Source organism: Pseudomonas sp. EL_65y_Pfl2_R96 (assembly GCF_963970905.1).
In the GTDB taxonomy this organism is placed as follows: Bacteria; Pseudomonadota; Gammaproteobacteria; order Pseudomonadales; family Pseudomonadaceae; genus Aquipseudomonas.
Window position 1 is genome coordinate 14,316 of sequence record NZ_CAXAQH010000009.1, and the last position, 12,179, is coordinate 26,494.

The following is a 12,179-nucleotide window of genomic DNA, read 5'->3' on the forward strand; positions in this document are numbered from 1 at the left end:
CTAAAATTAACGAAGGCGCAGCATGCGCTCGACTTTTGCCACGTCAGACGGATGCAGCAAGCTGCTACCGCGCAGTTGACGCTTACGCTTGGTCGACATTTTAGTCAGGATGTGGCTCTTGAAAGCGTGCTTGTGCTTGATACCGTTAGCAGTTTTCAAAAACCGCTTAGCAGCACCACTTTTCGTTTTCATTTTTGGCATGTTCGGATACTCCGCATTCAGTTGATAAACATAATCAGAAGGCCTGCCGTGCCCTGTTGATTACTTCTTCTTTTTCGGGGCGATGACCATGATCAGCTGGCGTCCTTCCATCTTAGGATGCTGTTCGACCGAACCGTACTCGAGCAAGTCACCTTCAACTCGCTTGAGGAGTTCCATCCCCAGCTCCTGGTGGGCCATCTCACGGCCGCGGAATCGCAAGGATACCTTGGCCCTGTCCCCGTCACTCAGGAAACGTACCAGGTTGCGCAGTTTTACCTGGTAATCCCCTTCCTCCGTCCCTGGACGAAACTTGATTTCTTTAACCTGAATCTGCTTCTGGTTTTTCTTGGCTGCGGCAATCTGCTTCTTCTTCTCGAAGATCGATTTGCCGTAGTCCATCAGTTTGCAAACAGGGGGTACTGCATCGGCGGAAATTTCCACCAGATCCAGCTTGGCCTCTTCAGCCTTAAGAAGCGCGTCTTCAATTGACACAATCCCAAGCTGTTCACCTTCAGCCCCAATTAACCGAACCTCGCGTGCCGAGATATTCTCGTTGATCGGGGCTTTCGGTGCAGCTCGTTTATCTTGTCTCATTTCACGCTTAATAATAATTACTCCGAATCTGGGCGACCACGCCGGGAAACCGCTTGCGCGAGAAACTCAGCGAACTGGGCGACGGGCATCGAGCCCAGGTCAGCACCTTCACGAGTACGCACAGCGACAGTCTGCATCTCGACTTCCCGATCTCCGATAACCAAGAGATAGGGAACCTTGAGCAAAGTATGCTCGCGGATTTTAAAGCCGATCTTTTCATTTCTCAAGTCAGACTTGGCACGAAACCCGCTTTCGTTGAGAGTTTTTTCAACCTCGGCGGCAAAATCGGCTTGTTTATCAGTGATATTCATAATCACTGCCTGGGTCGGCGCCAGCCACGCAGGGAATGCACCCTCGTAGTGCTCGATCAGAATTCCGACGAAGCGCTCGAAGGAACCCAGGATCGCCCGGTGCAACATCACCGGGTGCTTGCGACTGTTGTCTTCGGAGACGTATTCGGCTCCCAGACGGACAGGCAGGTTAAAATCGAGCTGAAGGGTACCACACTGCCAGACGCGGCCGAGGCAATCTTTCAGCGAGAACTCGATCTTCGGACCGTAGAACGCACCCTCGCCCGGCTGCAGATCGTACGGCAGGCCCGCGCTATCAAGGGCTGCGGCCAATGCCGCTTCGGCGCGATCCCATAGTTCGTCGGAACCGACGCGTTTTTCCGGACGAGTGGACAGCTTCATCTCGACGTCTTTGAAGCCGAAGTCGGCATAAACGTCCATGGTCAGCTTGATGAACGCGGCGGATTCGGCCTGCATCTGCTCTTCAGTACAGAAGATGTGAGCATCGTCCTGAGTGAAGGCACGAACGCGCATGATGCCGTGCAGCGCACCCGACGGCTCATTACGGTGGCAGGCACCGAATTCGGCCAGACGCATTGGCAGCTCGCGGTAGCTTTTCAGGCCCTGGTTGAACACCTGCACGTGGCAAGGGCAGTTCATCGGCTTGATGGCGTAGTCGCGGTTTTCCGACTGGGTGGTGAACATGTTGTCGGCGTAGTTGGCCCAGTGCCCGGATTTCTCCCACAGGCTGCGGTCAACGACTTGTGGAGTCTTGATCTCCAGATAACCGTTGTCGCGTTGAACCTTGCGCATGTACTGCTCGAGCACCTGGTACAGAGTCCAGCCGTTCGGGTGCCAGAACACCATGCCCGGCGACTCTTCCTGGGTGTGGAACAGGCCCAGGCGCTTGCCGATCTTGCGGTGATCGCGTTTTTCAGCTTCTTCGATGCGCTGGATGTAAGCCGCCAGCTGCTTCTTGTCCGCCCATGCGGTGCCGTAAACGCGCTGCAATTGCTCGTTCTTGGCATCGCCACGCCAGTAGGCGCCAGACAGCTTGGTCAGCTTGAAGGATTTCAGGAAGCGCGTGTTCGGCACGTGCGGGCCACGGCACATGTCGACGTATTCTTCGTGATAGTACAGGCCCATGGCCTGCTCGTTCGGCATGTCTTCGACCAGACGCAGCTTGTAGTCTTCGCCGCGGGCCTTGAACACTTCGATCACTTCGGCGCGCGGAGTGACTTTTTTGATCACGTCGTAATCTTTCTCGATCAGCTGCTGCATGCGCTGTTCGATGGCGGCCAGGTCGTCGGGCGTGAAAGGACGCTCGAAGGCGATGTCGTAATAGAAGCCTTCTTCGATGACCGGGCCGATGACCATCTTGGCCGTCGGGTACAACTGCTTGACCGCGTGGCCAACCAGGTGGGCGCAAGAGTGGCGAATGATCTCCAGCCCCTCTTCATCCTTTGGCGTAATGATTTGCAGCGAGGAATCGCTGTCGATGATATCGCTGGCGTCGACCAGCTTGCCATTGACCTTGCCGGCCACGGTGGCCTTGGCCAGACCGGCACCAATGGATGCGGCGACCTCGGCTACGGAAACCGGGTGATCGAATGAACGTTGACTGCCATCGGGAAGAGTAATAGTTGGCATGGCGCCTCCTCTCCTAGTGGTGACCCCTACCAAAGGTCACGTGGGTTGGGATGAGCCAGTACAAGATCCGGTCCAGGCCATTCAATAACGAACGCCTGCCTTACAGCGGCAGGAGCCTTGCGGCCAACCGGAAAACCGAACCAGAGTGACTGGGATTCAAATCAGGGTTATTCGCGCCTCTGCCGCTACCGGGACTGAAGGTCATCCGGAGCCTGCAAACGCCCGAGCAGGGCATGCTAGCACAGATGAACGGTCGTCGATGCACCGGGGTTTTCTGCTGGGGCAAATCGGGCTTTTTTATGCCAGAGTGCTGAACTTGAACCCCGCGTCACCCATCAGATAAAAGACATTGACCCAAAAGGAGCATCTCAGCATGCGTCTGAATCGTTTATTTGCCGTCGTCGCACCCGTCGTCCTGCTGCTGCCGCTGACTGCTCATGCCGACTGGCCAAAGGGCGAGCGCGAGAAGTACATGGCGCAGTGCACACAAGCTGCTTCCCCGCAGATTGGCGCTGCGGCTGCAAAAGCTCACTGTGCATGCGGTGCTGATGCGATCAAATCGTACCCGGCCAGCGACATCCAGTCATTGATGGACAACACCGCCAGTGACGCACTGAAACAAAAAGCACTGACTAAAATTGCCTCCTGCAAAGCCGATGAGAAGGCGAAAAAATAAGCCCCACAGAACGCTTTGAAGGCCTTAACAGCCGATGAAAAGCCTCTGAAAACAGCTTTTTCGTACAAAATATGCAGGTTTTACAGCTTTTTTTATTGTCTTTACTTTCGGCTGAAAGCCTTTTAAAACGGGGCTTTCAGCCACATATAGCAACAAAGAGAACGCGACTGCAGGGCAAACAGCACGGCCGGGGGGCTCCCAAAGCGAACATTTCGACTATGATACTCCGGTGTGCCCAGTTGGCCTGAGCAGCACAGTACTACTGAAAATATATGTTTCTTGGAGATACACCATGTCTAATCGCCAAACCGGCACCGTTAAATGGTTCAACGATGAAAAAGGCTTCGGCTTCATCACTCCTCAAGGTGGCGGTGACGACCTGTTCGTACACTTCAAAGCTATCGAAAGCGACGGTTTCAAAAGCCTGAAAGAAGGCCAAACCGTTTCCTTCGTGGCTGAGAAAGGCCAAAAGGGTATGCAAGCTGCACAAGTTCGCCCAGAGTAATTTTCTGGCGCACTAAAAAACCCCGTCCATGTGACGGGGTTTTTTTATGGATGAAACAAAAGCCTGCAGCAATCAGCCGCAGTTGACGCGAGTGACCACCAGGTTGTTATCGGTGTTCAGGTTCAGGCGATCGGAGCGGTACTCCAGGGTCACCATGTCATCGGGCTTGAGGAACCGGGCATTCTGCGCGCCTGCACGGGTGCGTGCCTGCTCCAGCAGTTCGGGCGAAGCCTTTTTGCCAAGGGTGAATTCGGCAGCCTTTGCTTCACAACGGCTGTGGCCGGTATCGGTCGCCACCGGGTCCTTTACCGACTCGGTGGACGTACTGCTGCAACCAGCCAGCAGCGTGGCAGCCAACAAAGTACCCAATGACGCGAGCTTCCAAGGCATGAAGCCTCCTTTTTTCAATAGTTAAGCTGAGATCGTGCGACCGCCATTTTGGTGTTTGGTTTCAAGACCGGCGCTATCACCCTGCCCTCGGCCTGGACAAGCGGCGAGTTTGCCTGAGCATCACCCTGCCGTTCATCCCGCAATCGTGACTAAATATGAACAGCGCTCAATAGACGTCGATGTAGTCGAACGGCGGATTCGGCCAGTTTTCTTTCAGCGCATTAAAGATCTGCATGACCCAGACTTCGTCGCTGGCCGCGACCAATCCGACATAACCCGAGCCCTTGGCCCATGTTTCCAGGCGAAACAGCAGCCCGTCGATATCAGTACCGCCCACGACACCCGACGAAATGTAGGCGATGCCGCCCTTGGTGACCCGCAGCTGGGTGTGCTCATCATCGCTGGCAGAGGCCAGTAGCTGACGCACCGCCCCAAGGGTCAAGCCGTCAGGAGTGTTCAAATCGATCTGCACAGCACAGTCCTTGAAAATTCGTCAAAGACCAAGTGTCGCATAGCCCTCCCTTCATGCCTAAGTCGGAGTGCCAAACGTCCCGCAAAATGGTTAACTCGACACTCAGACATCTCGATTTCACGAGCGCCATCATGACCACCGTAAGCATCGACGCCAACATCACAATCAAGTGGCCACAGGGCCACAGCTCTTACAGCCCGGGCACCCCGGAAGAGTTGGCAATCATTGGTATCGATTTGCTGGTCAAGGAACTGGGGACGCAAGCCGCCCAGACCTTCATCGCACAGGTACTCGAGAAGTACCCCGCCGACTATATGGGCGCAACAGAAACCGAGTAAGCGTAAAAAACCCGCAGGCGGGCACCTGCGGGGCATACGGCTTACTTCAGGCGAGCCAGCCGCTGGGTCAGCAGGTCGAAGAAGCCCTGAGCGTCGCCATTTTCAACCCAGAAGGCATTCTTCGGCGCCTTCAGGCCGTCATACCAGTCGACAATGGTCTGGCCAAAGGTCGGCCCTTCGCGGCTATCAACCACTACGTTGACCGAACGACCGGTGAACAGCTCCGGTTTGAGCAGGTAAGCGATGACCGTGGCGTCATGCACCGGGCCTCCCGGAATACCGTAGTGCTCCATGTCGCCCTTGACGTATTCGTTGAGAATATCGCCCACCAGTTTGCTGGCATTGTTGTTCAGAGCGGCGATCTGCTTCAGGCGCGCTTCACTGGTGAGGATCTTGTGGGTCACGTCCAGCGGCAAATAAGTCAGCTTGACGCCGCTTTTCAGCACCACTTCCGCCGCCTGTGGGTCGGCGAACAGGTTGAATTCGGCCATCGGGGTGATGTTGCCGCCGTTGAAGTGCGCACCGCCCATGATCACCACTTCCTTGATGCCCTGAACGATTTCAGGTTCCTGGATCAGCGCCAGGGCCAGGTTGGTCTGTGGCCCGAGCATGGCGATGGTGATGCTATGGGGCTTGGCGGCCTTCAGGGTATCGATCAGATAGTTGACCGCGTTGCCTTTGGCCAGGCCTTTCTTCGGCTCATGCACGGTGACACCCGACAGGCCTTCCTTGCCGTGGATGTTCTCGGCATAGATCGGCGTGCGCATCAGCGGTTTCGGCGCGCCCGCGTAAACAGGCACCTCTTCGCGGCCCGCCCACTCGCGGGCCAGACGCGCGTTACGCGAGGTCTTGTCCAGGCGCACGTTGCCAGCGACGGTGGTCAGTGCACGAATGTTCAGTTCTTCCGGCGAGGCCAGGGCAAACAGCAAGGCGACCACATCGTCGGCCCCCGGATCGGTGTCGATGATCAAGTCGATCTTTTCCGCTGCCTGGGCGCTTGTTGCAGTAATCAGGGACAAAAGCAGCAGACTCCGAAGCAGGTGGTGCAGTTTCTGGGCATAGCGGTGCATAGCGCACTCCTTGTGCGTGGGAAGAACGGAAAGTTAGAACGTTACGCCAGCCACCAACACAATGTTGCAGTACGGCTGACATTCGCCTGTACGAACAATCGCCCGTGCTTGTCGGCTGAGCGCTTTGAATTGCTCATGACCGAGCAGTTCGCGCCGGCCAACCGCGCCTTCGGCATTCAGTTCATCCAGTGTGCTCAAGGCCGACGGTTTCTTGTCCAGAATCTCATGGGCCAGCACATGGCTTTCGACCTGCATTTCGCTGAGCACGACTTTCAAGGTACTGACGAAATCCGGAATGCCGTGGGTCAAGGCCAGATCGATCAATTCGACGCCGGGCGGTACGGGCAGACCGGCATCGCCGATCACGATCATGTCGCCATGGCCCAGAGACGCGATCAGCCGCGACAGCGCGACGTTGAGCAAAGGTGTCTTTTTCATGGTGTTTTAAAGGCCTGTACGTCAGACAAGGTGGGAATCGAAGGTTGCGCGCCGGCCCGGGTGACCGACAGCGCAGCGGCGACCTGACCGAAACGGATCGCCTCGGCCTCGCCTTTGCCGGCCGCCAGGGCCGCGGCGAAACCACCGACAAACGTGTCACCGGCCGCAGTGGTATCGACCGCCTTCACTTTCGGCGCCGGGAAATGCTCCAAGCGTGTGCCATTGGCAAACAGCGATCCCTGAGCGCCGAGGGTAATGATCACTTTGCCGGCACCCATGGCGATCAACCGGGTCGCGGCGATTTCGGCAGTGCTCAGGGAGTCCACGGGCAAACCGCTCAAGGCCGAGGCTTCGCTTTCGTTGGGGATCAGGTAATCGATGGCCGCGTACCAATCCGCTGGCAGCGGGCGACTGGCCGGCGCCGGATTGAGGATCACGGTTTTGCCCAGCTCACGGCCGCGCTTCAAGGCATGGCCGACCGTGGCATCCGGCACTTCCAGCTGACAGATGATCACATCCGCCGTCTGCAACACGCTGTCGAAACGGTCGATCACCTCGGGGGTCAGCGCACCATTGGCGCCGGCAACAATCACAATCGCGTTCTGACTGTTGTCATCGACCACGATCAACGCCACACCGCTGGAATCTTCGACAGTACTGACTGCCTGGCAATCGATCTGATCGGCCAACAACGCTCCGCGCAGCGCGTCGCCATAGGCATCACTGCCGACACAACCGACCATCGACACCTGCGCCCCCAGACGCGCCGCGGCCACGGCCTGGTTCGCGCCCTTGCCACCGGAAACCGTGGAAAACGACTGGCCTATCAGCGTTTCACCACCACGGGGCAGCCGTGGCGCCCGGGTCACCAGGTCCATGTTCAGGCTGCCTATTACCACTACTTTTGCTGGCATACATCACTACTCATCAATTCGATTTCAGCGGTATTGGTCAAACACACCGGCCAGCGGCGCGGTCGATTCTCGCAGGACAATACTGGGCGTCACGATGCGCTGATCGGTCGCCAGATCCGGCGCGGCAATCCGGCGCAGCAGCACCTCGGCCGCCATCTCGCCAAGCCGCAGGATCGACTGGCCCACGGTGGTCAACGCCGGATAGACATAACGGCTCATCTGGATATCGTCGAAACCGATCACCGACAGCTCGGTGGGCACGCGAATATTGCGCTCGGCAGCGGCGCGCAACACACCGATGCCGATCATGTCGTTACCGGCGAAGATCGCACTGGGCGGATTCCTTTCCAGCAGGATCGCAGCGGCGTTGTAACCGCCGGTGCTGGTGAAATCGCTTTCCAGCATGCGCTCACGCGGCACTTCGACGCCCGCCTCTTTCAAGGCGCGGCAATATCCGGCCAGACGCATCTGCGCCACGCTGGTACTCGCCGGCCCGCCAATCGTGGCAATGTCCCGATGCCCCAGCTCCAGCAAGTGCCGGGTCGCCAGATAGGCGCCGTATTCGTGATCGATACGCACCAGGTCCGCATCGACGCCTTCCAGATCACGGTCGACGATCACCATCGGCGTGCGCACGCCCGCCAGGCCTTCAGCCAGGCCGCTGTCACCACCGGCAGACGCAACGATCAAACCGTCGATGCGTTTTTCCAGCAGTACGCGAAGGTAGCTACGCTGCTTGTCCGGGTTGTCGTCGGAATTACAGAGGATGACGCAATAGCCGTTGCGCTCGCAGTAATCCTCGATGCCACGGGCCAACTCGGCGAAGTAAGGGTTGAGGCTGTTGGGCACCAGCAGGCCGATGGTCGCGGTGGTTTTCGCTTTCAACGAGCGGGCCACGGCGCTGGGCACGTAGTCGAGGCTTTTGATTGCCGCCTCGACCTTGATCCGCACTTCCTCACTGACCGGCCGCGTCTTGTTCACCACATGGGAAACCGTGGTGTAGGAAATGCCCGCGAGTGCCGCTACATCCTTGATCGTTGCCATGACTCAGGTCCGCCGGCTTACGCGCTGACTGCGATAAGTATCGAGCACCACCGCCACCACGATAACCGCACCGGTGATGATGCGTTTGGTCGGTTCGGTCGCGCCGATCTGCGCCAGACCGGCCGCCAGTACGGAAATAATCAAGACGCCGAAGAACGTGCTGATAACCGAACCGCGCCCGCCCATCAGGCTGGTGCCGCCGATCACCACCGCGGCGATCACTTGCAGCTCCAGACCGGAACCGGCATTCGGGTCCGCCGCTTCCAGGCGGGAAATCTGAAACAGCGCAGCGATACCGGCCAGCAGCCCCATCAGACTGAAGACCAGGATCTTGTAGGGCTTCGGATTGATCCCTGCCAGACGCACCGCCTCTTCGTTGGTGCCGATGCCGATCAGGTAACGACCGAACACCGTACGCGTCAGCACGGCCTGGGCAATGAAGATAATCAGCAAGGCAATGATGAATGACGGCGAGATGCCGAATGCAATCGGGTTGGACAGCCAAGCGAACGCATCACCGATGTACGCGGTGCGCGAACCGGTCATCTGATACGCCAGCCCCCGCGCCATTTCCAGCACCCCGAGGGACACGATGAACGACGGAATCCGCCACGCCACGGTGATCGAACCGGTGAGGGTGCCAGCCAGTGCCGCAGCCCCCATACCCAGCAACGCCGCCGGCAACACGCTCCAGCCCCAGCCGAGGATCGCCACGCTGACCGTCGACGCCGCGAGCGCCAGCACTGAACCGACTGACAAATCGATTCCGCCGATGATCAATACGAAGGTCATGCCGACCGCCAGCACCATCAAATCGGGAATCTGGTTGGCCAGGGTGCTGAAGGTGTCGTAAGACAGGAAATGGCTGCTCAGCACCGAGAACAGCGCGACCATCGCCAGCAAGGCACCGGCCAGGCCCAGGTAAGTGCCGAGGCCATAAAAATTGCCGCTACGTTTGCCGACCAGAGTTGCAGTATTCATGGAAGATCCCTAGGCGCTGCTTCGTTGAGCAACGCATCACGTTTTTGGTAGCCGGCGAAAGCGGCGGCAAGCAAATCATCCTGGGTCCAGCTGTCACGCTCGAAGGTGTCGATCAGACGCCCTGCCGACAGCACACCGATGCGGTCGCAGATCAGCATCAATTCCCTCAGGTCGCTGGACACCACCACCAGCGCTTTGCCCTGACGGGTCAACTCACCGAGCAACGTATAGATGTCGAACTTGGCGCCGACGTCGATGCCACGGGTCGGCTCGTCGAACAGCAACACTGTGCAGTCGCGCTCCAGCCAGCGACCGATCACGACTTTCTGCTGATTGCCGCCGGACAGCTCCGAGACCAATTGCGTCGGGCTGGAGCTGCGAATGCGCATGGCGTCGATCTGACGCTGGGCCAGCGCCATCTCGTCAGCGTTGTTGACGAAGCCGCCGCTGGAAATCACCGGCATATTGCCCAGGGCAATGTTGGCGCTGATCGATTGCGTCAGCAGCAGGCCTTCGCCCTTGCGATCTTCGGTGATCAGCGCGATGCCATGACCGACCGCGTCGGCCGGCGAACGAATATTCACCACCCGAGCCGGCGCCCCTAGCGCGACGGTGCCGCTGTCGGCTGTATCGGCACCGAAGATCAGGCGCAGCAACTCGGTGCGCCCTGCCCCGATCAAACCGGAAATCCCGAAAATCTCGCCGGCGCGCACTTCGAAGGACACGTCGCGGACTTTGTCGGAGCGAGTCAGCCCTTTGACCGTCAAGGCTGGTGCGCCGATGTTGCGCGACCCCATGTCGATGTGTTCGCCCAATTCACGGCCGACCATCAGGGTGACCAGTTGCTCACTGTTGTAATTGGCCATCGGCTCGACGCAGACCAGGTTGCCGTCGCGCAATACCGCGATGCGCTGGGCCACCCGCGCCAGTTCTTCAAGGCGGTGGGAAATGTAGATGATCGACACGCCGCGAGCCTGCAGGCGAGTGATCTGCTCAAACAACATTTCGACTTCACGGGCCGTGAGCATCGCGGTCGGCTCGTCGAGGATCAGCACATGGCAATCGCCGATCAGGTTGCGGGCGATCTCCACCATTTGCTGGTGGCCGATACCCAGCTCACCGACCAGGGTGTCCGGGTCGATGGCGTCGAGGCCGACCTGGGCCATGGCCTCGATCGCCGCCCTGCGCAATTGCTTGCGGCTGATCCAGCCACCGTGACTGGGCAGGTTGTCGAGGAACAGGTTTTCCGCCACCGACAACGTCGGCAACAGATTGAGTTCTTGCATGACCATGCGGATGCCCAGCTCTTCGGCCTGGCTCCGGCTGCCGGGACGGTAATCCTGCCCCTGGAATTGCATCTGGCCGGTGGTCGGCTCGACCAGTCCGCCAATGATTTTCGACAGCGTGCTTTTACCGGCGCCATTCTCGCCGGTCAGCGCCAGCACTTCACCGCGCATCAGCGTCAGGTCAATGCCGGTCAGGACGGGTTGGGCGTAGGTCTTGCCGATACCGCTGACCGAGAGGACAGCGTTCGGGGCGCAAACGGACATAAAAACTCTCCATGTGCTCGCCTCAAGAGGCGAGCACCGTTGTGTCGCCAGAAGGACTACTTGGTAACCAGCTCTACTGGGGTTTCGATGACGCCGTTGGTACCGCTGTCGACTTTCTCGCCTTTGATGATTTTCAGCGCGGTCTCGATGCCGAACACCGCTTGCCGGGCAGCAAACTGGTCGGCGGTGGCCAGGACGCGACCGTCCTTGAGCATTGGCTTGATCGCATTGATGTTGTCATAACCGACCACTTGCACCTTGCCGGCCTTGCCCGCTGCACGTACGGCAGATACCGCGCCGACAGCCATGCTGTCGTTGCCGGCCAGCAGGGCTTTGATGTTCGGGTATTCGCTGAGCATCGCCGAGGCTACCTTGCCGCCCTTGTCGATTTCCCAATCGCCAGACTGCAGGGACACGACTTTGATCTGCGCCGCTTCCATCGCATCCTTGAAGCCCGCCGTGCGCTGCTGGGCGTTGGTGGTGGTGGAAACGCCTTCGATGATGCCGACCTCATCACCGGCCTTCAGTTCTTTGGCCAGGTATTCACCCACCAGGCGTGCGCCTTTGCGGTTGTCCGGACCTACGAACGGAACGGTGATGTTTTTGCTTTTGACGACGGCCGGGTCCAGCTGGTTATCGATGTTGATCACGGTGATGCCGGCATCGACTGCTTTCTTGATGACCGGGACCATGGCCTTGGAGTCAGCCGGGGCAATGACCAATGCATTGACTTTGGACAAAATCATTTGCTCGACGATGCGCGTCTGGCCAGCCGTATCCGTTTCGTCCTTGATGCCGTTGGAGATCAGTTCGAAGTCGCCGGAGTGGTCTTTCTGGTAGGCCTTGGCGCCGTCTTCCATGGTCAGGAAGAATTCGTTGGCCAGGGATTTCATGACCAGTGCGACTTTAGGTTTTTCAGGGGTTTCGGCGAACGCCGAAGAGACAGGTAAAGCGGCGGATGCGGCCGCCAGCATAGCGACAGCGAGAAGACGTCCAGCGAATGGCAGCTTCATGGGTTCACTCCGATCTTATGATTATTCTGAGCAACGCTTGCGCTGGATCATCA

Annotated in this window: 15 protein-coding genes; 3 read left to right on the plus strand and 12 right to left on the minus strand. The window is 58.4% G+C overall.

Annotated elements, in window-relative coordinates; genetic code table 11:
* Positions 1-6: 6 nt before the first annotated feature.
* From rpmI to thrS, 3 genes are read right to left on the minus strand one after another with little or no spacing between them, the layout of a single operon-like run.
* The gene (gene rpmI / locus AACY49_RS11925; RefSeq protein WP_002553160.1) at positions 7-201 is read right to left on the minus strand and encodes a 50S ribosomal protein L35; all 195 of its coding nucleotides are present in this window, start codon (positions 199-201) and stop codon (positions 7-9) included.
* Positions 202-261: 60 nt separating this feature from the next.
* Positions 262-813, minus strand: coding sequence for a translation initiation factor IF-3 (gene infC, locus AACY49_RS11930; protein WP_172435341.1), 552 nt, complete (start codon positions 811-813; stop codon positions 262-264).
* Positions 813-2,735, minus strand: a complete 1,923-nt coding sequence (gene thrS / locus AACY49_RS11935; RefSeq protein ID WP_258696701.1) for a threonine--tRNA ligase — start codon at positions 2,733-2,735, stop codon at positions 813-815. The genes infC and thrS overlap by 1 nt, the downstream gene beginning before the upstream one ends.
* Before the next feature lie 373 nt (positions 2,736-3,108).
* Here thrS and AACY49_RS11940 point away from each other — a divergent pair, with 373 nt between their 5' ends.
* Both AACY49_RS11940 and AACY49_RS11945 read left to right on the plus strand, forming a co-directional pair.
* The gene (locus tag AACY49_RS11940; RefSeq protein WP_258696702.1) at positions 3,109-3,411 is read left to right on the plus strand and encodes a hypothetical protein; all 303 of its coding nucleotides are present in this window, start codon (positions 3,109-3,111) and stop codon (positions 3,409-3,411) included.
* Between the two features lie 292 nt (positions 3,412-3,703).
* Entirely contained in the window at positions 3,704-3,916 is a 213-nt protein-coding gene (locus AACY49_RS11945; protein WP_003179963.1) for a cold-shock protein, read from the plus strand.
* A 72-nt stretch (positions 3,917-3,988) separates the two neighbouring features.
* Here the strand turns inward: AACY49_RS11945 and AACY49_RS11950 are convergent, their stop codons facing one another.
* On the minus strand, positions 3,989-4,306 hold the full coding sequence (locus AACY49_RS11950; RefSeq protein ID WP_258696703.1) for an I78 family peptidase inhibitor: 318 nt from the start codon (positions 4,304-4,306) through the stop codon (positions 3,989-3,991).
* Between the two features lie 166 nt (positions 4,307-4,472).
* Positions 4,473-4,778 carry a hypothetical protein gene (locus AACY49_RS11955; protein ID WP_320391202.1) on the minus strand — a complete coding sequence of 102 codons (306 nt, stop codon included), beginning with the start codon at positions 4,776-4,778 and terminating at the stop codon, positions 4,473-4,475.
* Positions 4,779-4,909: 131 nt separating this feature from the next.
* On the opposite strand from AACY49_RS11955, the gene AACY49_RS11960 reads away from it, so the two are divergent.
* A complete protein-coding gene (locus AACY49_RS11960) occupies positions 4,910-5,116 on the plus strand; it encodes a hypothetical protein (protein ID WP_258696705.1) in 207 nt (68 codons plus the stop codon).
* Positions 5,117-5,157: 41 nt separating this feature from the next.
* Here AACY49_RS11960 and AACY49_RS11965 read toward each other — a convergent pair whose 3' ends face one another.
* From AACY49_RS11965 to AACY49_RS11995, 7 genes are read right to left on the minus strand one after another with little or no spacing between them, the layout of a single operon-like run.
* Positions 5,158-6,186, minus strand: coding sequence for a nucleoside hydrolase (locus AACY49_RS11965; RefSeq protein ID WP_339523899.1), 1,029 nt, complete (start codon positions 6,184-6,186; stop codon positions 5,158-5,160).
* A 33-nt stretch (positions 6,187-6,219) separates the two neighbouring features.
* On the minus strand, positions 6,220-6,624 hold the full coding sequence (rbsD, locus tag AACY49_RS11970; RefSeq protein ID WP_258696707.1) for a D-ribose pyranase: 405 nt from the start codon (positions 6,622-6,624) through the stop codon (positions 6,220-6,222).
* Positions 6,621-7,538: a ribokinase gene (rbsK, locus tag AACY49_RS11975; RefSeq protein ID WP_320391204.1), complete on the minus strand. Its 918-nt coding sequence runs from the start codon at positions 7,536-7,538 to the stop codon at positions 6,621-6,623. The genes rbsD and rbsK overlap by 4 nt, the downstream gene beginning before the upstream one ends.
* 24 nt (positions 7,539-7,562) lie before the next feature.
* Positions 7,563-8,582, minus strand: a complete 1,020-nt coding sequence (locus AACY49_RS11980; RefSeq protein ID WP_258696709.1) for a LacI family DNA-binding transcriptional regulator — start codon at positions 8,580-8,582, stop codon at positions 7,563-7,565.
* Between the two features lie 3 nt (positions 8,583-8,585).
* Positions 8,586-9,563 carry an ABC transporter permease gene (locus tag AACY49_RS11985; protein WP_339523903.1) on the minus strand — a complete coding sequence of 326 codons (978 nt, stop codon included), beginning with the start codon at positions 9,561-9,563 and terminating at the stop codon, positions 8,586-8,588.
* A complete protein-coding gene (locus AACY49_RS11990) occupies positions 9,560-11,113 on the minus strand; it encodes a sugar ABC transporter ATP-binding protein (RefSeq protein ID WP_258696711.1) in 1,554 nt (517 codons plus the stop codon). The genes AACY49_RS11985 and AACY49_RS11990 overlap by 4 nt, the downstream gene beginning before the upstream one ends.
* A 56-nt stretch (positions 11,114-11,169) precedes the next feature.
* Positions 11,170-12,126, minus strand: a complete 957-nt coding sequence (locus AACY49_RS11995; RefSeq protein ID WP_258696712.1) for a sugar ABC transporter substrate-binding protein — start codon at positions 12,124-12,126, stop codon at positions 11,170-11,172.
* Positions 12,127-12,179 lie beyond the last annotated feature (53 nt).